The sequence below is a fragment of the Pseudoalteromonas sp. P1-13-1a genome (assembly GCF_001401875.1).
Classification (GTDB): Bacteria; Pseudomonadota; Gammaproteobacteria; order Enterobacterales; family Alteromonadaceae; genus Pseudoalteromonas.
Map to the genome: position 1 here is coordinate 1 of NZ_LKDV01000015.1, position 23,541 is coordinate 23,541.

Here is a 23,541-nt window from a genome sequence, read left to right on the forward strand (position 1 = left end):
TCTGCCGTCTCAGTGGGGTCGCATTATAGGGAGATCCGAAAACAGATCAACCCTTTTTTTAAGAAAACTTAAAATAAATGACTGTTCGCTGCGTATTTGAGCTAAACGCTCAAAAACACAACTAAAAGTAGCCTTTATTTAGATGATAGTAGTGCTTTTATGTAAATGAATGCTGTGATTGCGCTTATTTATAACTTACCCATTAAGTAAAGCTCTATAATAAGTTTATAAGTACTATTAAAGCTTACTAGATAGGCCCATTCATTTCTTAAGCTAAAAATTCTTAAAATTGATAAGTAGATAAGTAGATAAGTAGATAAGTAGATAAGTAGATAAGTAGATAAGTAGATAAGTAGATAAGTAGATAAGTAGATAGAATAACTCAAACAATTTGTTTATCAAATCTTTGGTATTAAAAAGCCGAGCATAAGCTCGGCTTTTTGGTGTCTCTTTAAAGACTTACTCTGCAGACTGCGCGTCTTCTTGAACTTCTTCGTTAGTCGCTGGGCGACCCACTAGTTCAATATAAGCCATTGGTGCATTATCACCAGCACGGAAGCCACACTTAAGAATACGAGTGTAACCACCTGGACGGTCTGTATTACGAGGACCGATTTCGCTGAACAATTTACCAACTACTTCATTATCACGCGTGCGAGCAAACGCTAAACGGCGATTTGCTACACTGTCAGTCTTAGCCAGTGTGATTAAAGGTTCAATTACACGGCGTAACTCTTTCGCTTTAGGCAAAGTAGTTTTGATGATTTCATGTTTCACCAAAGAACCTGCCATATTGCTGAACATCGCTTTACGATGGCTACTGTTACGGTTTAATTGACGACCACTCTTACGATGGCGCATGACCCTATCCTTCTAACTAAACTAATATAGTGATTTAGATTATTCAGCTAGGCTTGCAGGCGGCCAATTTTCTAGGCGCATGCCTAGAGAAAGACCACGTGAAGCTAGCACGTCTTTTATTTCAGTTAGAGACTTCTTACCTAGATTAGGCGTTTTAAGAAGCTCAACTTCAGTGCGCTGAACTAAATCACCGATATATTGAATTTGCTCGGCTTTCAAACAGTTTGCTGAACGTACTGTTAGTTCAAGATCATCAACTGGACGAAGTAGAATAGGATCGAATTCTGGCTTCTCTTCTTTCTCTTCTGGCTCAGTTACATCACGTAAATCTACGAATGCATCTAATTGCTCAGCTAAGATAGTAGACGCACGGCGGATCGCTTCTTCAGGATCTAAAGTGCCGTTTGTTTCCATATCAATGATTAACTTGTCTAAGTCTGTACGTTGCTCAACACGGGCTGATTCAACCGAGTACGCAATACGTTCAACTGGGCTGAATGATGCATCAAGCAGCAATCGACCAATTGGACGCTCATCGTCATCAGAGGATAAACGACTAGATGCCGGCACATAACCACGACCACGCTCAACACGAATACGCATGCTGATCTCGCTGCTATCTGTCGTTAAATGACAAATAACGTGATCTGGATTAGCAATTGTTACATCGCCATCGTGCTGAATATCAGCCGCAGTCACAGGGCCTACACCAGATTTAGTCAGGGTCAGAAAAACTTCATCTTTGCCTTCTAACGTTACTGCTAGACCTTTTAGGTTTAGTAGTATTTCAATGATGTCTTCTTGTACGCCTTCTTTCGCGCTGTACTCATGCAATACACCGTCGATTTCAACTTCAGTTACTGCACATCCAGGCATAGATGATAACAGTATACGGCGTAAGGCATTACCCAGAGTATGACCAAAGCCACGCTCTAGTGGTTCTAAAACTACTTTAGAACGCGTTGGGTTGATAGCGTCGATATCGACTAACCTTGGTTTTAGAAATTCTGTAACAGAACCCTGCATTTTATCCTCTCTTAACTCTTAACTTTACTTAGAGTAAAGTTCGACGATTAGTTGTTCATTAATGTCCGCAGACAGATCTGAACGCTCAGGTAGGCGCTTAAAGCTACCTTCCAATTTCTTACCGTCAACTTCAACCCAAGTCGGCTTTTCACGTTGCTCAGCCAACTCTAGAGCAGCGATGATACGTGCTTGTGTTTTAGACTTCTCACGGATTACTACAGTATCTTCTGGAGTAATTACGTATGAAGGAATATTCACAACACGACCATTAACTAAAATCGCTTTGTGGCTTACTAACTGACGTGCTTCAGCGCGTGTGCTAGCAAAACCCATGCGATATACAACATTGTCTAAACGTTGCTCTAAAAGCTGTAACAAGTTTTCACCTGTATTACCTTTAAGGCGAGCAGCTTCTTTGTAGTAATTACGGAATTGCTTTTCTAATACACCGTAGATACGACGTACTTTTTGCTTTTCACGTAATTGTAAACCGTAATCAGATAAGCGACCTTTACGAGCGCCGTGCTGACCAGGTGCAGTCTCAAGTTTACACTTAGAGTCGATAGCTCTTACGCCGCTCTTAAGGAACAGGTCAGTACCTTCACGACGACTCAGCTTGAGCTTAGGGCCCAAATATCTTGCCATGTTATTTCTCCTAACCTATTGTTAAACGCGACGTTTCTTCGGTGGACGACAACCATTATGTGGTATTGGCGTCACGTCAGTAATGTTGGTGATACGGTAACCAGCAGCATTCAAAGCACGTACAGCAGATTCACGACCTGGACCTGGACCTTTAATGAAAACTTCTAGATTTTTTAAACCGTATTCTTGAGCAGCAGTACCTGCACGCTCTGCAGCAACCTGAGCAGCAAATGGTGTAGATTTACGTGAACCACGGAAACCTGAACCACCGGCAGTTGCCCATGATAATGCATTACCTTGACGGTCGGTAATTGTTACAATAGTGTTGTTGAAAGACGCATGAACATGAGCCATACCATCAGCAACTTGCTTTTTAACCTTTTTACGACGAATTGGTGTCTTAGCCATAATACTATCCCCTTATCGCTTAATAGGCTTACGAGGACCCTTACGGGTACGCGCATTAGTCTTTGTTCTTTGACCACGTAGTGGTAAAGAGCGACGGTGACGTAGGCCACGGAAACAACCAAGGTCCATAAGGCGCTTGATATTTAGAGTAACTTCACGACGAAGGTCACCTTCTACAGTGTACTTGCCAACTGCATCACGCAGTACGTCAAGAGTTTCGTCTGAAAGTTCACCGATTTTTGTGGTCTCGGCGATACCAGTCGCTTCTAAGATAGCCTTAGAGCGAGTCTTACCTATGCCATAAATTGCTGTTAAACCAATAACTGCATGTTTATGATCAGGGACGTTAATGCCAGCGATACGGGCCACTAACACATCTCCTATATTTGAATTTGGTAATCAAAAGTTTGAAAAGCCCGTAAGGATACTCAAACGAAGACCAAATCACAACTAAAAACACAGGCCGAGAAATCTCAGCCTGCACGACTGTTTACTTAGCCTTGCCTTTGCTTATGCTTAGGCTCACTGCAAATTACGCGTACTACACCAGCACGTTTAATAACTTTACAGTTACGGCATATTTTCTTAACGGAAGCACGTACTTTCATTGCTCAACTCCGTAAACTGACCTTATCGGCCGTAGCCTTTAAGGTTCGCTTTTTTCAGCACAGAATCATACTGATGTGACATCAGGTGAGTCTGTACTTGTGCCATAAAGTCCATGATTACTACAACGATAATCAAAATTGATGTACCGCCGAAATAGAATGGCGTTTGCCATGCCATAGTCATGAATTCGGGCACCAGACAGATAAAGGTTATATACAAAGCACCTGCCAATGTCAGGCGTGTCATCACTTTATCAATGTATTTAGATGTCTGCTCACCTGGACGAATACCTGGGATAAATGCGCCAGATTTCTTCAGGTTGTCTGCTGTTTCACGCGGGTTAAAAACCAACGCTGTGTAGAAAAAGCAGAAGAAGATGATAGCTGCAGCTAATACCATCGCATACAAAGGTTGACCAGGAGTCAACGTTGTTGCAATAGCTTGTAGCACATCAGCGACCGGACCTTCACCCTGGCCGAACCAGCTTGCAATTGTACCAGGGAACAGAATTATACTGCTAGCAAAGATTGGTGGAATAACACCCGCCATATTTACTTTTAGTGGTAAATGCGTGCTTTGAGCAGCAAATACTTGACGACCTTGTTGGCGTTTAGCGTAGTTAACAACGATACGACGTTGTCCTCGTTCGAAAAACACTACAAGATAAGTAACAGCGAATACTATAACCGCAACCATCAACAGTACAAAAACATTCAAATCACCTTGGCGCGCCATTTCGGCTGTCGAACCAATAGCAGACGGCAGGTTAGCTACAATACCAACAAATATTAGAACTGAGATACCGTTACCGATACCACGTTCAGTTATTTGCTCGCCCAACCACATTAGGAACATAGTACCTGTAACCAAACTCACCACAGCGGTGAAGTAGAAACCGATACCAGGGTTAACAACTAACCCTTCCATCATGCCCGGTAAGCTAGTCGCAATACCGATTGATTGGATAGTAGCAAGCACAAGCGTGCCATAGCGTGTGTACTGGCTAATTTTTTTACGCCCTTGCTCGCCTTCTTTCTTAAGCTCTATAAACGGAGGATACATATGCGTTAATAGTTGCGTAATAATCGAAGCCGAGATATACGGCATAATACCCAGTGCTAACACTGAAGCTCGCTCAAGCGCACCACCGCTAAACATGTTGAACATCTCAACAATGGTGCCCTTTTGTTGCTCGAAGAAATCGGCAAGTACAGCGGCGTCAATCCCAGGGATTGGCACAAATGAACCTAGACGGTAAATAATGATAGCACCTAAAACAAATAGTAATCGACGCTTCAATTCCGAAAGTCCACTTTGTGCACTTTGTGTATCTTGACCTGGTTTAGCCATCAGTACTTCCTTAGTCTTCTACCTTGCCTCCGGCAGCTTCAATAGCTTCGCGAGCACCTTTAGAAGCCTTAAGGCCTTTAACGGTAACAGCGCGTGAAACTTCGCCAGATTTAACAACTTTAACGAACAGAACGTTCTTTTTAACTAGACCAGCTGCTTGTAACGCGTTTAGGTCTACCACATCGCCTTCAACTTTAGCGATTTCAAAAAGGTTTACTTCTGCAGATACTAACGATTTGCGTGAAGTGAAACCAAATTTAGGTAGACGACGTTGCATAGGCATTTGACCGCCCTCAAAACCAACGCGTACTTTACCGCCAGAACGTGATTTTTGACCTTTGTGACCACGGCCACCAGTCTTACCAAGACCAGAACCGATACCACGACCAACACGTTTTGGAGCAGTTTTAGAACCTGCAGCAGGTGAAAGTGTATTCAAATGCATGAAATTAACCCTCTACCTTTACCATGTAAGAAACTCGGTTGATCATACCACGTACACATGCTGTGTCTTCTAACTCAACAGTGTGGTTGATACGACGTAAACCAAGACCGCGTAATGTAGCTTTATGCTTCGGTAAACGACCGATAGAGCTCTTTACTTGTGTTACTTTTACAGTTTTATTTGCCATGGTTACCCCAGAATTTCGTCTACGCGCAGACCACGTTTAGCAGCGATTGACTCTGGAGAGTTCATGTTCTCTAGAGCTTGAATCGTTGCACGTACTACGTTGATCGGGTTGGTAGAACCGTAACATTTAGAAAGTACGTTCTGCACACCAGTAACTTCTAGTACTGCACGCATAGCACCACCTGCGATGATACCAGTACCTTCTGATGCTGGTTTCATGAACACTTGTGAGCCAGCATGACGTCCTTTAACAGGATGCTGTAATGTGTTGCCATTTAGGTCTACATTGATCATGTTGCGACGTGCTTTTTCCATTGCTTTTTGAATAGCAGCTGGAACTTCACGTGCTTTACCATAACCAAAACCTACTTTACCTGCGCCATCACCAACTACAGTTAGTGCAGTGAAGCTAAAGATACGACCACCTTTAACTACTTTAGACACACGGTTTACCGCGATTAGCTTTTCAGCTAAATCAGGCTGTTGTTGCTTTGCTTCTACGTTAGCCATTGTCTACTCCTAGAATTGCAAACCGGCTTCACGCGCAGCATCAGCTAGCGCCTTCACACGGCCGTGATATTTAAAGCCACTGCGATCAAAAGCAATCTTTTCGATGCCTTTGTCAGCCGCACGTTCTGCAACCGCTTTACCAACTGCTTGTGCAGCTGAAACGTTGCCTGTGCCTTTAACTGTTTCGCTAATAGCTTTCTCAACAGTAGAAGCAGCAGCCAGTACAGTACCCTCAGCATTAACTACTTGAGCGTAAATGTGACGTGGCGTGCGGTGGATAACAAGACGCGTTGTGCCTTGTTCAATATAATTTCTACGAGTGCGTTTAGCACGACGTAGACGAGCTGTTTTTTTATCCATCGTCTTACCTTACTTCTTCTTAGCCTCTTTACGGCGTACATTCTCATCTGCGTAACGAACACCTTTACCTTTGTAAGGCTCAGGTTTACGGTATGCACGAATGTTAGCAGCTGTTTGACCAACTAACTGCTTATCTACGCCCTTAACTAGAACTTCTGTTTGGCTTGGAGTTTCAATCGTAATTCCTTCAGGAACTTCGAAATTAACTGGGTGCGAGAAACCAAGTGTTAAGTCTAAAACTTTACCCTTAGCTGCTGCACGGTAACCAACACCTACTAACTGAAGTTTCTTCTCGTAACCTTCATGCGTACCAACAACCATGTTGTTGATAAGAGCGCGAGCAGTACCTGCTTGTGCCCATGCATTAGCTACGCCTTCACGAGGTAAAGTTGTAATAACGTTGTCATTAATTTGTACTTCAACTGCATCGTTGATAGTACGCGTTAATTCACCGTTTTTGCCTTTAACTGTGATGTCCTGGCCTTTTAATGTAACTTCTACACCGGCAGGAACATTGATTGGTGCCTTTGCTATGCGAGACATAGTTCCCCTCCGATTAAGCTACAAAGCCAATGATTTCACCACCAACACCAGCACTACGTGCTGCGCGGTCTGTCATTAGGCCTTTAGAAGTTGATACGATAGCGATACCAAGACCACCCATTACCTTCGGTAATTCGTCACGTTTCTTATAGATACGTAGACCAGGGCGGCTAACACGCTGGATATTTTCAATTACAGCTTTGCCTTCGAAGTATTTCAACTCGATAGAAAGCTCAGGTTTCGCTTCGCTGTTTACTGCGAAATCTGCGATGTAACCTTCGTCTTTTAATACTTTAGCTACTGCTACTTTCAGCTTTGAAGTTGGCATCGTTACTGATACTTTCTTCGCTGATTGACCGTTACGGATACGTGTGAACAAATCCGCGATAGGATCTTGCAAGCTCATAGTCTTACTCCCGTGATACTATTACCAGCTAGCCTTTTTAAGGCCAGGAATTTCACCGCGCATAGCTGCTTCGCGAACTTTAATACGGCTCATGCCGAATTTGCGAAGGAAACCATGTGGGCGGCCCGTAATGTTACAACGATTACGTTGACGTGCAGGGCTAGAATCACGTGGTAAAGCTTGAAGCTTAAGTACCGCGTCCCAACGATCATCTTCAGATGCGTTAACATCGCTGATGATAGCTTTTAGTGCTGCACGCTTTTCAGCGTACTGAGCAACTAGTTTAGTGCGCTTTGCTTCGCGCGCTTTCATAGAATTCTTTGCCATAACCCTACCCTTATTTCTTGAATGGGAAGTTAAACGCTTCTAACAACGCACGGCCTTCCTCATCAGATTTCGCAGAAGTTGTGATTGTGATATCCATACCGCGTACACGGTCTACTTTATCGTAATCAATTTCTGGGAAGATGATTTGTTCACGTACGCCCATGCTGTAGTTACCACGTCCATCAAAAGACTTAGCACTCACACCACGGAAGTCACGGATACGTGGGATAGCGATTGATACCAAACGCTCAAAAAAGTCCCACATACGCTCGCCGCGTAAGGTTACTTTACAGCCAATTGGGTAGCCTTCACGCACTTTAAAGCCAGCAACAGATTTGCGTGCTTTAGTGATTAAAGGTTTCTGACCAGAGATAGCTTCTAGATCCGCTACAGCGTTATCTAAAATCTTCTTGTCAGCTAGGGCTTCGCCCACGCCCATATTTAATGTGATCTTTTCGATCTGAGGGACTTGCATGACAGAGCTGAAACCAAACTTCTCTTGAAGCTCAGCAACTACTTTGTCTTTATATACTTCATGCAGTTTCGCCATCATTCTACTCCAACTATTAGATAGTTTTACCAGTAGATTTAAAGATACGTAATTTCTTACCATCTTCAATCTTGAAACCTACACGATCTGCTTTACTCGTTTCCGAGTTGTAGATCGCAACGTTTGATACGTCGATAGACGCTTCTTTCTCAACAATGCCGCCAGCTTGGTTCAATTGTGGAACCGGCTTTTGGTGTTTCTTGATTAAGTTAATGCCTTCGACAAATACTCGACCAGACTCGGTAACAACTGAAAGCACTTTGCCGCGCTTACCTTTGTCTTTACCTGCTAGTACGATTACTTCGTCATCACGACGGATTTTTGCTGCCATGATAGACTCCTTACAGTACTTCTGGGGCTAGTGAAACAATTTTCATGAACTTGTCATTACGAAGCTCACGAGTCACAGGGCCGAAGATACGAGTACCAATTGGCTGCAAGTTATCATTTAAGATAACAGCCGCATTGCTATCGAAACGGATCAGAGAACCGTCCGGACGACGAACGCCTTTTTTGGTACGCACAACTACCGCGTTTTTAACATCACCTTTCTTCACTTTACCGCGAGGAATAGCTTCTTTCACAGAAACTTTAATGATATCGCCAACTGCCGCATAGCGACGGTGTGAACCACCAAGGACTTTTATACACTGCACTTTGCGAGCGCCGCTGTTATCAGCAACTTCCAGCTGAGTTTGCATTTGGATCATGTTAATGACCTCCGGTGTAGTAATTACAACTTGCCTTAAATTTGTTTAAAATCAAGGCACTTCGATTAAATCCCACTCTAAAAACAACGGAGTTGTCTCTTAAGGGCGGGCAATTGTACCAGCATTGGCTAGTGAGTGGTAGGTTATTTTTTAATTAATTTGAGTGAAGGCCAGATTAAAACTGAGTAAAAACCGCTATGTAGCTATTTTACAAGTGGTTATAAAACAACCAAGGCGCTAATAGCGCCTTAATTATTTATTTGTGGTTGCTTATTAGCTTTAGCCAAATAAGCCTTTTAGTTTATCTTTAACCTTGTCCTTGGCTTTCTCTTTTGCTTTTTCTTTGGCATCGTCTAGCTTTTGCTTTGCTTTATCTTTAAGTGCATTGCTTACATCTAGCTTAAAGCCAACGTCATGGAATGGGCCTTTTATTCGCAGTGGGATTTTAAAGCCCGTGCTGTCATCTGTAGTGCCTTGTCCTTCAATTGAATCAACAATGCCGGTCACTAAGCGATAATCAACATTGGTTTTAGGTAAATCTACATCGCCCTCACCTGTAATACGGATAAGTGGGCTCATCAGGGATAGGTCGTTATTATGTCCCACGCCATTCGTAAAATTAAAGCTACCGGTGAACGCAGAAAAATCTGTTTGCTCAGATTCTTCAAAGCCTGTATCTAGCCCTTCGCTTACAGCGCCCAAGTTACCTGTAATAAGCTCTTTACCCTTACGAACCATCTCAGCGACGTTTGCGCCCTTAACAGCCCCATCAGCAAATTCAAAACCAACCTTACCGTTTAATCCATCAATAAAGGTTTTTTGACTTTGGCCAGTCGTAGTTAAGTTCCAATTTAATGACCCTTTACCCATAAGTTTATCAAAGCCAGCTGCATCTGTGAGTAATGGCTGCGCATCTATGTCGGTTAAATCAAAATTTGTGCTTATTTTATAAGGCGTTTGCTGGGCATTTATATTAATGACCCCTTTACCGGTGCCCTCATAGGCTTTAAAGCTATCTAAACTTAATTTAGCAACGCTGTTGTTTAAGTCGACTGTAAATTGATTCGCACCGAGCTTAATATCATTCGCTTTTAAACCGCTTGAACGAATAACTACGTTAGCATTAAGTGCATTTAATGCGCTTAAATCAATTTTAGTATCGTCCCAAACAATCGGCTGTGCGGCTTTAGGTTCTTCGCTTTGCGGCGCTTGTTGCTTAGCTGCTGCCTCCGGTAAGTATGGATTTAGGTCAAGCATACCTAGGTCTATGTCGGCATTAACCGCTAGTTTATTTCCTAAGTTAACTTCACTTTTACCTTTAATCTCTAATTCATCTAGGGTAGCAATCAGCTCTTCTAGGTTAAACGTATCATTTATAAGGTGCATTTTGCCGTTTACGCTAAACGCATTAAATGCATTTTCTTTGGCGTTTAAGTCTACTCCCTGCCAAATTGCTAGCTCTTTAACAGAGTCACCACTGAGCGCTAACTCACCTTTTATATCTTTTCCTTGTTGCGCAATACTGCCGTTAAAAGTAAGGTCGACCAAGCGAGAGTCTACGCTTTGAGTAACCTCAAACATCGCCCCTTCAATAGCCTTTGCTGGCGTATCAAGTTTTACATCTAGCTCAAAGCGCTCTTGCATATATGTAATGCCGCCTTTGATCTCTAATGTTTTACGCAGTGATGGTAATAAAATAGCCAGCTCTAGGTCACTAATTTGCTGTTTAGCGCCAGTTTGCCCATCTAGGTAAGTAAATGTACCACCGTAAATAGCCACTTCACCTAGCTCTATATCAAAATTCTCTGGTAGCTTAACAGCCCCACCAGATTGAGTTTGCTCTTGCGGCTGCGCTGCTACAGCATCAAACAACTGCCAGTTAGCTTTACCGTTTTTATCAGTTTCTAATAAAATATTGGGTTCGTTAATAACAAACTTATCAAGTTTAAACTCACCACCAAATAACGATAACCAGGGTATATGCACAGCTAATTGCTCCATACTGGCCATGTCGTCGCGCGAGCCTGTCTGCATATTTGCAAAGTGCACATCGTTAAGCTCTAACTTTAATGCAGGAAATACACTAAGCGTTTTATCACCTTTAATAGTAAGTGTGCGCCCTGTTGTTTTTTCAACCTGTTCAGATACTTTATTAAAAATAGTATCAGTTGGAATTAAAAACGGAGCGGCAATAATTAACGCAATACAAAGTAAGAGTATTACACCAACAATTTTGAGTAAGGTCTTCATGATCATCCTTTCAAACGTGCAAATAATGTTCTTATCATAGCGAGTGTTAGCTTTAAAATCATTGTCGTTGCGACAAAAAAGCTGTTTATTGTAATTTATTTAATTTGAGATGAATTTATGCTTAAAAGTAAACTTTGCGAAATTGGTGACTAAAAGTAAAGCTCATCAAATTTAAATCTAGCCAAGTATTAAACCCTACAACATTGCATCCCTTAAATTGTTAGGTATGATGCACGGCCCTGTTGCTATTGGCGTATTTGCGCTAAAATAAAGCAGCTAAAAAATGTATCTACTCGGAGACTCTACAAGGCATGAAAAAACTGCTAATTTCACCGTCAAAAATGGCGCTAGGCGAACAAGAAAGTCAAATTTACCAAAACATCTTGAAGCAAGCTTCAGAACTAAGCCTAAACCTAATGGCCGTGAAAGTAGAAAACCACCCAGAGGATTTTTTAGGCTGGTGTTATGAGCTACTAAGTGCAAGTAAAGACCGCATAAATTACGACTTACTAGAGCCAAAACAGCTACCCGTTTTAAAAAAGCTGCACGATCAGCTAACCTCTGCAATTAGCTTTTTACAGCTTAAAACACTACGTGTAGCACCTTGGCCTGTTATTAGTATGTTTGTAGAGCAACATAAAGAACTTATTGCACTGGAAGAACAGCTTCGCCTTACCACGTATTTGCACACCATTCGTGAGCAAGCATTAAAAGACATGATCCCAGAGGATTTACTGGCATTTAGTGGTAAACACACTGCTACGCTCGATCCAAGCACCTATAACTTTGATGTTGAATGGTTTGCATCAACAAAAAGTGCAAAAGGTTTTCATCAAATGCTAGCCGACTTACCTGGCGCGTTTGACGATGCACTTGCTAACATTCCGCTTGAAGGAGATGTGAGCGAAGCTGATTACCAACAGTTTGTTGTTGCTTATTTACTTGCCTTTAACGGTAGCGATGAAAAACCTACCCTTGCCCCTGCTACACGTTTATTAGCAATGCGCCGCCCAGATGTATTTACGCCAATTAGTAATAGCCGTCTTGATGCATTATGCGCAGCTTTAGGTATTACAAAACTAAACAATCGCGACTTTGAGCGCTACTGGCAAGATATAGTACAAAGCATTCATGCTATGTCGTGGTTTAAAATGGCTAATGGCAGCAATGAACTAGAAGAGCAACTGGTCAGTATAAAAGCATTACTACCGTGCTTTTTTTACTATGCAGATGCCAGCACGGCCGACAATTCAAATTATATTAAGTTATTAAACAAACCTAAACGCAGCACAACAAGTGCGGGAAAACCACAACGTAGAGGCAAAGAGTCAGCCGAAATACTTGTAGACCGCGCACTTGCAGCCGATGACATTCCTGAGCATATTCGTAGCAAACGCGACTCTATTATTAGCGAAGTACAAAAAGGGCGCGGAGTAAACGAAACAATTAGTCTCATGCGCACTATATTTGGCTAAATTTACCTAACCTAACTGTATTTTTCTGGTGCAGTTAGGTTAAATTATGCACCAGCAGTGTGCGTTTTTTAATTAACCTCCTCAATCATTCCCTCTTCTAAAACTTCTCAACATATTGTTTTATAAAAGTAAAAAACCAGTTTTATAGAAATTATTTTAAGCTGGCACATACAGTGCAATTGCATTCCCAGTTAAACAATAAAACACCGCCAGTCAAAGGGTTGCCAATAAGAGAATAAAAACCTAGGCGATAAAAATCATATAACGGGAAATGGACATGCTAAAACTAAAAAAAACCATCGCAATTAGCGCAATAGCTTTATTAGGTGCTACATCTTTAACATCAACAGCCGTACATGCAGAAGTAACAGCAAACGCAGCGGCTACGTCTAACTACTTATGGCGTGGTCAAGAGCAAACTGGGGGCGATGCTGCTATTTCTGGCGGTATTGATTACGCTGACGAGTCAGGCTTTTATGTAGGTACTTGGGCATCAAATGCTTCATGGGCCGATGAAATGACTTATGAGCTTGATGTTTACGCGGGTTTTGGTGGCGATATTAACGACACATTTAGCTACGATGTAGGTTACATTTATTACGCTTACCCAGATGCAGCTTCTGAGGCAGATGCTGATTTCTCTGAAATTTACGGTAGCATCAGCGCAGAAGGTTTCACCTTTGGCGCTGCAATCCTTGCCACTTCAGCGGCAGATGGAGATGGCACCGACTTTGGCGATTCATTATACCTAAATGCCGATTACAGCTTTGCTGTTGGCAGCAATGGTACTGAGGTTGCGCTGCACTTAGGTCACTACTCTGGCGACTTTATAGGTGATGATAATATTATTGATTACGGTATCTCTGTATCAAAAGATGGTTTTACTTTTGGCGTATCTGACACCGACATGGATGAGTCAGATGTTAAAGTTTACGTAGGCTACGCTGTAGACTTTACGCTTTAAAACAAAATGTGTTACTTGCTGCAACACTAAGGGCCTTTTGGCCCTTTTCTCGTTTAGGGCACCTAAATACTCACAGCGCCTTTTAATTTTAGCGACTAAAGCACCTTACTATAAAACCCACTTCAGTTAACCGCCGAGCTCCTCGCTGCTATTACCTCTTTTTACCAATATGCTAATTCGCTTTATTAAGCTTTATTGCGCATTGGTATTAGCAATTCGCCAAAACAAAAAAGGCCGCATTAAATGCGGCCTTTCAGCTAATCGTTAAAACTTAGCTAGGTTATTTTTACTGTCTTTATCTACAAGCTTAATGTATGGGTCTACCCCTGCGTACACTGGCTTTTCTTTTACTTTTAGCTCAATAGCATTAGTACCAGAGACTATTTGATGCTTTTGCGAGTAAATCACAAAGTCTTCAGCGAGTAGGTTTTCAGGATCATCGCTAAATAATGCAATATCAATTAGCTCATCGAGCGGCTGCTCGGTTTCTTCACCTTGTCCATCGGCATGCTGCTTAGTTGCTTCAACGCTCAGTGTTACTGTATAAAAACCTTCGCTATCAACATCATCTGTAACCGACACTGCTTTCATTTCAAGCTCATAAAGCGTTATATATTTAAACTGATCATCAATAAAACGTTGTTCAGCTTGTGTTGCATCTCGCTTTAAATAGCTAAGTAAATCAAGTGTGGTTGGGTATGGCGTTGATTGGTATTTAAACTCATTCAAAAACGCTTTAAGTGCGGCATTTAAGCGCTCTTCCCCTAATCGGTCATAAATCGCCATCATCGTAACTGAGCCTTTATTGTAATGAAGATATTGTTGAGACTGCGTTTTATACAGCGGCATTTCTTCAAAGGCTTCGCCTGTGCGGCCCATTAAGTATTTATCTAACTCGTACTTTAAGAATTTACGAAGCTTCTCGGCGCCAAAGCGTTTTTTTAGCACCATAAGCGCACTGTATTGGGAGAGCGATTCAGAAATAACGGCACTCCCCTCTACATTAGCCCCCGATACTTGATGCCCCCACCATTGGTGTGCAACTTCATGTGCGGTTACATAGTAAGGTAGGTCAACTTTACTCTCATCTCTTAAGTCTGTAATAAAGCCAATACTTTCTGAGTAAGGTACCGTATTGGCAAAACTTTGCGCAAACGAGCGATACTTAGGAAATTCAATAATACGTAACTGCTTATGCTGATATGGCCCAAAGGCTTGCGTGTAGTAATCTATTGAGTCTTGTACTGACTCAATCATACGGTCAACATTCCATGCATGATCTTTGTGGTAGTACACCTCAATATTTACACCGTTGTGCTCAACCTTTTTGCTTTCAAGCTCCGCCGAAAGCACAGAATAAAAGTTTATAATAGGGGAATCCATTTCATAAACAAAAGTACGTCGTCCGTCTTTTACACTCTCACTTTTTAAGTAACCAGGTGTAATAGCAAACTGCGACTCATCGGTGGTTACCGTTGCCTTGTAGTTTATAAAGCCATTAGCAGGCCCAAACTCATTTTGCGTATAATAGCGGCTGTCTTCTAGTTTATGTGCACGTTCAAGTTCAGGTAAATCGTGCTTGCGGCGCTCATACTTATCCGCAATTTGAAAATACTTTTGATAACCAAAATTTGGCAATAATTCTCCATTATTTACAAATGTACCGTTGTGCACGAGTTGAGTATCAGATCTCCTATCAACAAAACCGTCGTGTTCACGAGAAACTGAAAGCTCACCTTCGCGTACTTCATTAGGCATTAGCGGTTGTTCAAACTCAAACCATACCATGCCAAAATCGGTTAAACGCTCAACTATTTTTCCGCCCGCCATTTTTACATCCCAGCTTTTAGATTGGCTAGGCTCGTTAATTAACACACGGGTTATTGGCTCGTTTGCGGTATTGGTAAACTTAATTTTAGCCACGGCATTTAAAGCACGTTTTTTAGGATAAATATCAATGTGTAAATCAACATCAGTTATTATAGGCAGTGGCAAGTCTTTGTATTGTGAGAACTCTTGCTCATACCTTACTTGTAGCACTTCGTTATCATCACTTGTTACAAACTCATTGATTACACGGGTGTTGTAATAAATGTTATAACCCGCGCCCACAAATACCAATAAACTTATAACGGCTGCAATCTGGCCTTTTAAAGACATGTTGTAACGCACTAAAGATAAACGCGTACGCAATGTTTGCGATGGACCACGATGCCATAAAGCAAACCCTACAATAGCTAAAAACACACTCAATGCGCCCCAATATAGGGTATACCAATGCGCGCCTTGTAAAAAATGCCCGTAACCGTTTATGTCTGAATACGGTACGCTACTGCTTTGCGAAAAATGATACATATGATGCTCAAATCCGTAAGCACCCATTACCATTTGAGCAATGTAATACAAAATAAACAAACCCATACCTATGTATTTATTAGGGCTAATTATTTGTAAAAAGAACGCCAAAATAGCCATCATAATTAAAGGCAGTAATGTAAGGTAACCCAACCTAAATAAGTACTGGCCAAGCTCTAGGTTAAATTGCCCCTTAAATAGCTGCACCGCAATGGTAAACATCATGCCTACTAAATAAAGGCCACAAACTGCAGTGATTAGCGCAATAATTTTAGATACCCAAAACACACTGTTATGCACCGGGTAGCTGTCAACAATATCGCCCATACCACTGTGGCGTTCTCGCCAAACCAGCTCTGCGCTGTAATAAGCAATAATAATAAACATAAATATAGCGGAGGCGTTTTGAATAATGCCCACCATGTTTTGTGTGAGCGGCCAATCTGTTGTGCCATATGCGCCAATAGGCGCAAAAAGTGGTGCGAGTAACGTAATAATACTGACGCCCGCTAAAATCATAAAAGGAGCACTTAATATAACCTGCTTAAGCTCAAATAAGCTGCGCATTACTAATTGTGATTGTGTATTGACCCCTTTTGACTTGTAATTTTTAGCGCTGCTAATAAGTGCTGCTTGTTTATTTTTTACAAACGTAGAGACAGCAAATTGCTTTTTCTGTTTTTTAGTGACTACGCGGTTACCTAACTTTCCGAGGCCAAAAAACATCGCTAAACTTATTGCTACCCATAAAATACGGTTAATTAAAAAATCGCCCGAAAGCGTTAACACTTCAGTATTTTTATCACTTACAGTCCAGTAACGGGTTAAGTCAATTAATGAACCAGTGCCAAATGGGTCTGCGTAAACAACAATATTTCTAAACGCTAAATCATCAAAATAGATACTCGCCAATTGGTAACTTATGTAGATCACCACGGCTGTTACATATACCGCCATCATAGTTTTAAAATAAACCGCCACACTATTAAAAATAGCACTGAGCACCAATAAGCTTGGCACGGCTAAATATAAAAAAGGCGCAGCGTAATATATAAACTTATTAGGGCCTACTAGCTCACTATCAAGCCAGCCAACCAACAAACCAAATTGAGTTCCCAAAAACACGCCTAATGGCACAGTTAAAAAAACAACGAGCACAACCAAGTAAGCACCAAAAAAGCGCCCTGATTGATAAGCAAGCGGGTTAACGGGCTTACTAAACACCAGCTCATCCATTTTGGTCTCACTATTGCGAATCGCAGAGCTTGCAACAAAGTTAACCACTAAAAACATAGCAAGCGTACAAAAGGTAACTGTTAAAAGCATAATGGTATAAGGCGAGTTCATATGAACATTAGCCCCGCCTAACGGAAACTTACTACTGGAGCTTATAAAAAACGCCATAAAAAAGAAGATTAATGAGGTCACATAAAACGAAGGCTGACGCACAAAATAGCGCAGCTCAAACGCGAGCATATTAAAAAACATAGCGCCCCCTTATGCTACTTGGCTATTACGGTGATTAAGCAACGTAGAAAAGTACACGTCTTCTAGGTTTGCACTGCTGAGCTCAAAACCTTCAGGGGCCTGTTCGGCTAATACGTGTAATATAGTTTGCCCAGCAAATAAGCGTTTTGAAATAACAGGCAGTTGCGGTTCAAGCTCTAGTGCTTCTTCTTGGCTCATGGCTTTGCGCCATATTTGGCCTTGGAGTTTATCGGTAAGGGCAATAGGGTTACCCTCTAATAGTATTTTTCCGCCTGCCAGTACGGCCATGTTTGGGCAAAGCTCTGCTACATCTTCAACAATGTGGGTCGATAATATAACGACTTTTTGCTCGCCTAAGCTTACTAATAAATTATGAAAACGATTTCGCTCCTCAGGGTCTAGCCCTGCGGTGGGTTCATCAACAATTAGTAAATCAGGGTCGCCAAGTAAGGCTTGTGCAATTCCAAAACGCTGGCGCATACCGCCTGAAAAGCCACTTACCGCTTTTGAGCGATGTTGATACAAATTAGTATGTGCAAGCAAGCCTTCCACCGACTCTTTACGCTCGCCTTTGTTATGAACGCCCTTTAAAACAGCCATATGATCTAGCAAGTCGTAAGCACTAACGCGAGGGTAAACACCAAAATCTTGCGGTAGATAACCCAAACGTTGACGTAGAGCCTGTGGGTCTTTAAAAACATCAATACCATCAAAAGTAATTGAACCCGCATCGGCAGATTGCAACGTTGAAATAGTACGCATTAGGGAAGATTTACCTGCGCCATTTGGCCCAAGTAGCCCAAACATCCCTTTTCCTATAGATAAATCAACACCTTGTAGTGCATGTACGCCATTATCGTAGGTTTTAGATAACCCTGTTATTGAGAGCATTTTTACTTCCTTGAATTTTAATAGTTTTTTTATTGCGCTTTTTATATCACATTAAAAAAAGGAACATAAGTTACGCAGCGGTTAATTTTGTAACAATAAATAAACACAACAGGTAATAATACTTGCCTCGCATTTATTCAGTCGGTATAAAAACCACACACACTTTATAAAAAGCGTAAAGCCATGCAAAAACATCAAAGCCAACCACTAAACGACTTTATAGAATACCCTCACGATGAAATGCTAAAACGCGCAACCGAATTTTTACAAACCAGCCAGCGCCGCCATAGTATTCGCAGCTTTAGCGACCGACCTGTGCCTAAAAATATAATTGAAGCCTGTATAAAAGCAGCAGGTACCGCGCCAAGTGGAGCGAATCATCAACCGTGGCATTTTGTAGCTATAAACAGTAGCGATGTAAAAAAACAAATAAGAGAGGCCGCCGAAAAACTAGAGCGCTCTTTTTATGAAGGCAGAGCAGGAGAAGAGTGGCTTGATGCGCTAAAACCATTAGGTACCGACGCCAATAAACCCTATTTAGAGTATGCGCCTTGGCTTATTGCCGTATTTAGTCAAAAAAAAGGCGGTGTAAATATGGATGATAAAAACACCAATTATTATGTACACGAATCAGTAGGGCTGGCTACTGGGTTTTTAATACAAGCCCTGCACCGCTGTGGCTTAGCTACGCTTACCCATACACCTAAACCAATGAGTTTTTTAACCGACATTTGTAAGCGCGACAAAGACAACGAACGTCCTTACATGTTACTTATTGCGGGCTACCCAAGTGACGATGCAACTGTACCTGCCCATGCACTTGATAAAAAGTCGCTTGATGAGATTGCCACTTTTATTTAAAGCAAATTACTCAGCCGTACTTTGCTTACAAAACCATTCGTATAGTAACGTAATAATCGACTCAACCTTTGGGTCAATTAACGAATAATAAATTGTATGTCCCTCACGGCGAGATGCCACTAGCTGGGCGTTACGTAAACTCGCCAAATGCTGAGACAAAGCAGACTGCGCCAACGGAACATTTTGATTTAACTCACCCACACTTTGTTCACCTTGCAATAAACTACATAAAATCATTAAACGGTTTTTATTTGCCATTAATTTTAAAAATTGCTCTGCCTGCTGAGCGTTTTCTGCAAGTTGTTCAATATTCATTGCGATACTTAATTATTTTGCGTGTTTTAATTATAGACTTTTACATTAGCAAGTTCTAATATAATTAACATTAGAAAAAACTAATATTAAGGTCAATTCATGAAAATAAGTGACGCCATACTCTTAATTGGCGGAAGTGCCGTTACAATTTCTGTGCTTTTAAGCTACTTTGTTGATAGTAACTTTCAATTTTTAACGTTATTTATTGGTATTAACTTAGTGCAATCCGCCTACACTAAATGGTGCCCATTAATGACTTTTTTGCGCAAAAGAGGATTTACAGACTAATGCTTACTTCAATTCCTGATTTACTAAAAATTATCACACCTAACCAACGCCGTATTGATGCAGCGCAAGCAAAGCAAGAGCTAGAGCAAAATAAAGGTTTACTTATTGATGTACGCGAACCCGCTGAGCATGCCAATGTAGCTGCGGTAGGGGCAATAAATATTCCACGCGGATTACTCGAAATGAAGCTAATGGAAATAGAAAAAGACGCTGCACGCCCTATTTACTTACATTGTGCCAGCGGTGCCCGCGCCACATTAGGCGCAGAAGCGCTAACCCGCGTTGGATACAAAAACGTAACGGTTATAACCTGTAACGCAACGCAAGTAAGTGAAGTTTTTTAATTGCTTCACAAAAAAGTAACCTAAATTGCCTACACTTTGCTTTTTACACTTTACAGGTACAAAGCAATGGCATTTACACGGAGAAGTTTTTTAAAAGCATCGGCAGCAGGATTTGGCGCTGCCGTATTATCACTTGGTTTAACAGGTTGTCGTTTTGACGATGATGACGACACTCCCGTTAGCTTTGACCACGGCGTTGCCAGCGGCGACCCGCTAAGCGATAGCTTAATTATTTGGACCCGTGTAACCCCACTCGATGTAACAACTAAATCGTTAAAAGTACAATGGCAAGCCGCCACCGACCAAAGCTTTACAAATATTGTTCACGATGGTGAAACACATATCAGTGACACCACCGACTTTACTCTTAAAGTTGATTTACAAGGGCTTGATGCCAACACCGTTTATTACTATCGCTTTAATGCACACGGAAAAACCTCCCCTATCGGGCAAGGAAAAACGCTTCCTGTCGGTGCGGTTGAGCAGGTGAAATTAGCCGTTGTATCGTGCGCAAATTATCCTGCCGGGTATTTTCATGTGTATGGCGAAATTGCTAAGCAAAGCGATTTAGATGCGGTACTGCACTTAGGTGATTACATATACGAATACAGCAATACGGGTTATGCAACCGAAGACGCCGCGCAGTTAGACCGCCTGCTACCATTAGATAACAGCAGCGAAATTATCGCACTGACCGATTATAGAAAACGCTATGCAAATTATCGCCTCGATGCCGACTTACAAGCAGCCCATAGCCACTGTGCATTTATAACAGTGTGGGACGACCACGAAATCACCAACGACACATGGCGCGAAGGCGCAGAAAACCATAACGAAGGTGAAGGCGAATTTAGTCAACGTAAACTCAATGCACTACAAGCCTACTTTGAGTGGATGCCAATTCGTAATGTAGCCGACAAAGAACGTATTTACCGACGCTTTGAGTTTGGTAATTTAGTCTCTTTATACATGCTAGATACCCGTGTATTAGCCCGTGATGAGCAGCTTAATTATAGTGATTTTGACCTTACCTCCACTGCCGGGCAAAGCGCATTTGCTGCAGCAATAGGTGCAACTGACCGTGCATTATTAGGTAGCGAACAACTTACCTGGCTTAGCGATGCAATCACGACCTCAAGCACACAGTGGCAAGTGTTAGGGCAACAAGTACTAATGACAAAAATGCACTTACCAGTAGAGGTCATGTTACTACTTGCTAGCTTACAAAGTGCACAGTCAAACGGAGGCGATCCAAGTGAATTGCTCGCACAGGCCAATGTATTATTTGCAGAGCTGGCGCAAATTAAAGGCCGTGTATTAGCGGGCGACCCAAGTGTAACCGAGGCAGAGCTTGCCCGTGTTCAAACCACCATACCGTATAACCTTGATGCGTGGGATGGCTACGCCTACGAGCGAGAAGTATTATTAGGTACCGCTATTGCAGCACAAAAAAACTTAGTAGTTTTAGCCGGAGATACTCATAACGGCTGGGCGGGACAGCTTAAAACTGATGCCAGTAACCCTATTGCAGCCTCACAAAATGCTGGGGTGGAATTTGCAACGGCATCGGTTTCATCACCAGGGCTTGAAGAATATTTAGCGCTAAACACACAAGATGCGCAAACCGTAGCGCAAATAGAGCAAGTAATTGCCTTATTAGTTGATGACCTTGCTTATAATAATTTAGTGGAGCGCGGCTATTTAACCGTTACATTTACACCTGCAAAAGCCAGTGCTAAGTGGAATTATATAAGCACAATTAAAGCGCGCGAATATCAGGTTGTTGAAAGCCGTACCAAAGAGCTAAGTATGCTGGCAGGTCAGGCTCAATTACAAAACGCTTAACGCTTCGCCTCTAAAGCTGCCAAACGCGTATCTATGCGCTCTACTACCTCAACTAAGCGAGCAAGTAATGCTTGGTTGAGGTGATCTTCAGCAAGCTCCTGAGTTTTAGGGGCTTGCGCAGCTAAGTTATCTTTTTGCTCAAGTATGGCTTCTCTAAACTCACTGGCATTTTCAACACCAAGTAATGACACCAATGCACCATGACCCGACTGCCCTGCAGTTTCAAAGCTTAACCGATATAAGCCAAAAAAGCGCATAAGCGGCCCTTGGCTCAGCCCAACATCGGTTATTTTTTCAAGCGGTATCGATTTTTCTTCTTTAAATAAAATACCGCGTTTAACCACCAACTTTTGCGTGAGTAATTGCGCCGACATAGCGGCCAATATTTTACCTGCCACCAGCCAAACAATAATTAACACCACAGGTATAAGTGGAATGGTCACTAATGCAACGGCACTAAAAAAGCATGCCATGGTCATCCAGTATTGTTTCACTTTGGGATCAAAGCTGGCACTTTTTAAAATAGGGTTGCTCATTTTTTATCCTCATTCCCATTTTATTAATCTAATCAAACGTATGCCTTTATTTAACTTACGTGACCAACGGCTTCAATGCAATTTATCCACTAACATTCAAATAAACTTTTACACACTCTCTTACAAACACCAACAGTAAATATAGCTACACTAAAGCCTATTAGTTTTGAGATGCACTTTAATTGTCTCAGCAATTTACCTTTTTACTTATTTAACACCTAAGGCTTTTAATGAACACTTATATTAAAAACTCAATACGGATATTGGTTGGCACTCTTACACTTTGCAGTATTGCTGTACAAGCTGAGTCGCAGTTTTCTTTAGGGGGCGGCGTTATTTCTACCAGCTCACCTTATGCCGGCACAGACAGTGAAACGCTATTTTTACCTATTATTACCTACGAAGGTGAAAGGCTTAGTTTTAAAGGTTTGTCACTTGATTATAAATTAGTGGAGCAGCAAGGTTTTAACTGGTCATTAGTTTTAGAGCCAGGTGATAACTTTGATACATCAGATTCAGACCTTGCAGCCATAAAAGCCTTAGACGATAGAAAGCTATCTCTTTACGCAGGCACTAAGATTAGCTACTCTGCAGATTTTGGTAAAATAAGCGCCAGTGCGACTCATGATGTAATTGGCCACGGCGATGGCGCTAAATTTAAAACCAATTACAGTTACCCTATTAAATTATCTAAACAACTAATGCTCGTTCCTTCTGTGGGTGTTGAGCTAAATAGCAGTGATGTATCTAACTACTATTATGGTGTAGCACAGGGCGAATCTACTACCTATGCGCCTTACGAACTTAGCTCTACGGTTAACTACAATGCGGGTTTATTTTTAATGTATTACATTAATAAAAACTGGAACGTAAATGCCATGGTTAACTATAAGCAGCTCGATTCTGATATTGAAGACTCACCCATTATTGATACCGATAGCACTACGACTGTTATGATGTCGGTTAACTATCGTTTTTAATATTATTAGCGTG

At 41.7% G+C, this 23,541-nt stretch carries 29 protein-coding genes; 7 read left to right on the top strand and 22 right to left on the bottom strand.

All coding sequences use genetic code 11. From position 1 onward, the window contains the following. Positions 1–459: 459 nt before the first annotated feature. The 18 genes from rplQ to AN391_RS10900 form a co-directional block, all read right to left on the bottom strand. Entirely contained in the window at positions 460–861 is a 402-nt protein-coding gene (rplQ, locus tag AN391_RS10815) for a 50S ribosomal protein L17 (protein WP_004589197.1), read from the bottom strand. 39 nt (positions 862–900) lie between these two features. Then, positions 901–1,887: a DNA-directed RNA polymerase subunit alpha gene (locus tag AN391_RS10820; RefSeq protein ID WP_004589198.1), complete on the bottom strand. Its 987-nt coding sequence runs from the start codon at positions 1,885–1,887 to the stop codon at positions 901–903. A gap of 24 nt (positions 1,888–1,911) precedes the next feature. Next, positions 1,912–2,532 (bottom strand): 30S ribosomal protein S4, encoded by a 621-nt coding sequence (gene rpsD, locus AN391_RS10825; RefSeq protein WP_002959461.1) that lies wholly within the window; start codon positions 2,530–2,532, stop codon positions 1,912–1,914. A 21-nt stretch (positions 2,533–2,553) separates the two neighbouring features. After that, positions 2,554–2,940 (bottom strand): 30S ribosomal protein S11, encoded by a 387-nt coding sequence (gene rpsK, locus AN391_RS10830; RefSeq protein ID WP_002959471.1) that lies wholly within the window; start codon positions 2,938–2,940, stop codon positions 2,554–2,556. 12 nt (positions 2,941–2,952) lie between these two features. Then, positions 2,953–3,309, bottom strand: a complete 357-nt coding sequence (gene rpsM, locus AN391_RS10835; protein WP_004589200.1) for a 30S ribosomal protein S13 — start codon at positions 3,307–3,309, stop codon at positions 2,953–2,955. A 125-nt stretch (positions 3,310–3,434) separates the two neighbouring features. Next, positions 3,435–3,548, bottom strand: coding sequence for a 50S ribosomal protein L36 (gene rpmJ, locus AN391_RS10840; protein ID WP_002959476.1), 114 nt, complete (start codon positions 3,546–3,548; stop codon positions 3,435–3,437). 22 nt (positions 3,549–3,570) lie between these two features. Further along, entirely contained in the window at positions 3,571–4,899 is a 1,329-nt protein-coding gene (gene secY / locus AN391_RS10845; protein WP_055015418.1) for a preprotein translocase subunit SecY, read from the bottom strand. A gap of 10 nt (positions 4,900–4,909) precedes the next feature. Continuing rightward, positions 4,910–5,344, bottom strand: coding sequence for a 50S ribosomal protein L15 (rplO, locus tag AN391_RS10850; protein WP_004589202.1), 435 nt, complete (start codon positions 5,342–5,344; stop codon positions 4,910–4,912). 4 nt (positions 5,345–5,348) lie between these two features. Next, positions 5,349–5,531 (bottom strand): 50S ribosomal protein L30, encoded by a 183-nt coding sequence (rpmD, locus tag AN391_RS10855; RefSeq protein ID WP_004589203.1) that lies wholly within the window; start codon positions 5,529–5,531, stop codon positions 5,349–5,351. Between the two features lie 2 nt (positions 5,532–5,533). Next, positions 5,534–6,040 (bottom strand): 30S ribosomal protein S5, encoded by a 507-nt coding sequence (gene rpsE, locus AN391_RS10860; RefSeq protein WP_004589204.1) that lies wholly within the window; start codon positions 6,038–6,040, stop codon positions 5,534–5,536. A gap of 9 nt (positions 6,041–6,049) precedes the next feature. Then, positions 6,050–6,400, bottom strand: coding sequence for a 50S ribosomal protein L18 (gene rplR, locus AN391_RS10865; RefSeq protein ID WP_004589205.1), 351 nt, complete (start codon positions 6,398–6,400; stop codon positions 6,050–6,052). 9 nt (positions 6,401–6,409) lie between these two features. Next, complete coding sequence (gene rplF / locus AN391_RS10870; protein WP_055015419.1) at positions 6,410–6,943, bottom strand: 50S ribosomal protein L6; 534 nt, start codon at positions 6,941–6,943, stop codon at positions 6,410–6,412. Positions 6,944–6,956: 13 nt separating this feature from the next. Then, the gene (rpsH, locus tag AN391_RS10875; protein WP_004589207.1) at positions 6,957–7,349 is read right to left on the bottom strand and encodes a 30S ribosomal protein S8; all 393 of its coding nucleotides are present in this window, start codon (positions 7,347–7,349) and stop codon (positions 6,957–6,959) included. A 21-nt stretch (positions 7,350–7,370) separates the two neighbouring features. Next, positions 7,371–7,676 carry a 30S ribosomal protein S14 gene (rpsN, locus tag AN391_RS10880; protein ID WP_004589208.1) on the bottom strand — a complete coding sequence of 102 codons (306 nt, stop codon included), beginning with the start codon at positions 7,674–7,676 and terminating at the stop codon, positions 7,371–7,373. A gap of 10 nt (positions 7,677–7,686) precedes the next feature. Continuing rightward, positions 7,687–8,226 carry a 50S ribosomal protein L5 gene (rplE, locus tag AN391_RS10885; RefSeq protein WP_010392500.1) on the bottom strand — a complete coding sequence of 180 codons (540 nt, stop codon included), beginning with the start codon at positions 8,224–8,226 and terminating at the stop codon, positions 7,687–7,689. 16 nt (positions 8,227–8,242) lie between these two features. After that, positions 8,243–8,557 carry a 50S ribosomal protein L24 gene (gene rplX / locus AN391_RS10890; RefSeq protein WP_004589210.1) on the bottom strand — a complete coding sequence of 105 codons (315 nt, stop codon included), beginning with the start codon at positions 8,555–8,557 and terminating at the stop codon, positions 8,243–8,245. Between the two features lie 10 nt (positions 8,558–8,567). Further along, positions 8,568–8,936 carry a 50S ribosomal protein L14 gene (gene rplN / locus AN391_RS10895; RefSeq protein WP_004589211.1) on the bottom strand — a complete coding sequence of 123 codons (369 nt, stop codon included), beginning with the start codon at positions 8,934–8,936 and terminating at the stop codon, positions 8,568–8,570. Between the two features lie 279 nt (positions 8,937–9,215). After that, positions 9,216–11,186, bottom strand: a complete 1,971-nt coding sequence (locus AN391_RS10900) for an AsmA family protein (protein WP_055015420.1) — start codon at positions 11,184–11,186, stop codon at positions 9,216–9,218. A 311-nt stretch (positions 11,187–11,497) separates the two neighbouring features. On the opposite strand from AN391_RS10900, the gene AN391_RS10905 reads away from it, so the two are divergent. After that, positions 11,498–12,661 carry a hypothetical protein gene (locus AN391_RS10905; protein ID WP_055015421.1) on the top strand — a complete coding sequence of 388 codons (1,164 nt, stop codon included), beginning with the start codon at positions 11,498–11,500 and terminating at the stop codon, positions 12,659–12,661. Between the two features lie 277 nt (positions 12,662–12,938). Continuing rightward, entirely contained in the window at positions 12,939–13,625 is a 687-nt protein-coding gene (locus AN391_RS10910; RefSeq protein WP_004589216.1) for a TorF family putative porin, read from the top strand. A gap of 264 nt (positions 13,626–13,889) precedes the next feature. Here the strand turns inward: AN391_RS10910 and AN391_RS10915 are convergent, their stop codons facing one another. Continuing rightward, positions 13,890–17,468, bottom strand: a complete 3,579-nt coding sequence (locus AN391_RS10915) for a M1 family aminopeptidase (protein ID WP_055015422.1) — start codon at positions 17,466–17,468, stop codon at positions 13,890–13,892. A 9-nt stretch (positions 17,469–17,477) separates the two neighbouring features. Further along, positions 17,478–18,359, bottom strand: coding sequence for an ABC transporter ATP-binding protein (locus AN391_RS10920; RefSeq protein WP_055015423.1), 882 nt, complete (start codon positions 18,357–18,359; stop codon positions 17,478–17,480). A 183-nt stretch (positions 18,360–18,542) separates the two neighbouring features. Between AN391_RS10920 and AN391_RS10925 the strand changes: the two genes are divergently transcribed. After that, positions 18,543–19,220 (top strand): nitroreductase family protein, encoded by a 678-nt coding sequence (locus tag AN391_RS10925; RefSeq protein ID WP_055015424.1) that lies wholly within the window; start codon positions 18,543–18,545, stop codon positions 19,218–19,220. Between the two features lie 6 nt (positions 19,221–19,226). Here AN391_RS10925 and AN391_RS10930 read toward each other — a convergent pair whose 3' ends face one another. Continuing rightward, positions 19,227–19,535, bottom strand: coding sequence for a helix-turn-helix transcriptional regulator (locus tag AN391_RS10930; protein WP_055015425.1), 309 nt, complete (start codon positions 19,533–19,535; stop codon positions 19,227–19,229). Positions 19,536–19,634: 99 nt separating this feature from the next. Between AN391_RS10930 and AN391_RS10935 the strand changes: the two genes are divergently transcribed. The 3 genes from AN391_RS10935 (at position 19,635) to AN391_RS10945 (ending at position 22,012) form a co-directional block, all read left to right on the top strand. Then, complete coding sequence (locus AN391_RS10935) at positions 19,635–19,823, top strand: DUF2892 domain-containing protein (RefSeq protein WP_004589221.1); 189 nt, start codon at positions 19,635–19,637, stop codon at positions 19,821–19,823. Next, entirely contained in the window at positions 19,823–20,167 is a 345-nt protein-coding gene (locus tag AN391_RS10940; RefSeq protein ID WP_055015426.1) for a rhodanese-like domain-containing protein, read from the top strand. Before AN391_RS10935 ends, AN391_RS10940 begins: the two co-directional genes overlap by 1 nt. 66 nt (positions 20,168–20,233) lie before the next feature. Continuing rightward, a complete protein-coding gene (locus AN391_RS10945) occupies positions 20,234–22,012 on the top strand; it encodes an alkaline phosphatase (protein ID WP_055015427.1) in 1,779 nt (592 codons plus the stop codon). Here the strand turns inward: AN391_RS10945 and AN391_RS10950 are convergent. After that, entirely contained in the window at positions 22,009–22,548 is a 540-nt protein-coding gene (locus AN391_RS10950; RefSeq protein ID WP_055015428.1) for a PH domain-containing protein, read from the bottom strand. The genes AN391_RS10945 and AN391_RS10950 overlap by 4 nt on opposite strands. Positions 22,549–22,778: 230 nt before the next feature. Between AN391_RS10950 and AN391_RS10955 the strand changes: the two genes are divergently transcribed. Further along, a complete protein-coding gene (locus AN391_RS10955) occupies positions 22,779–23,528 on the top strand; it encodes a MipA/OmpV family protein (protein ID WP_055015429.1) in 750 nt (249 codons plus the stop codon). Positions 23,529–23,541: the final 13 nt, after the last annotated feature.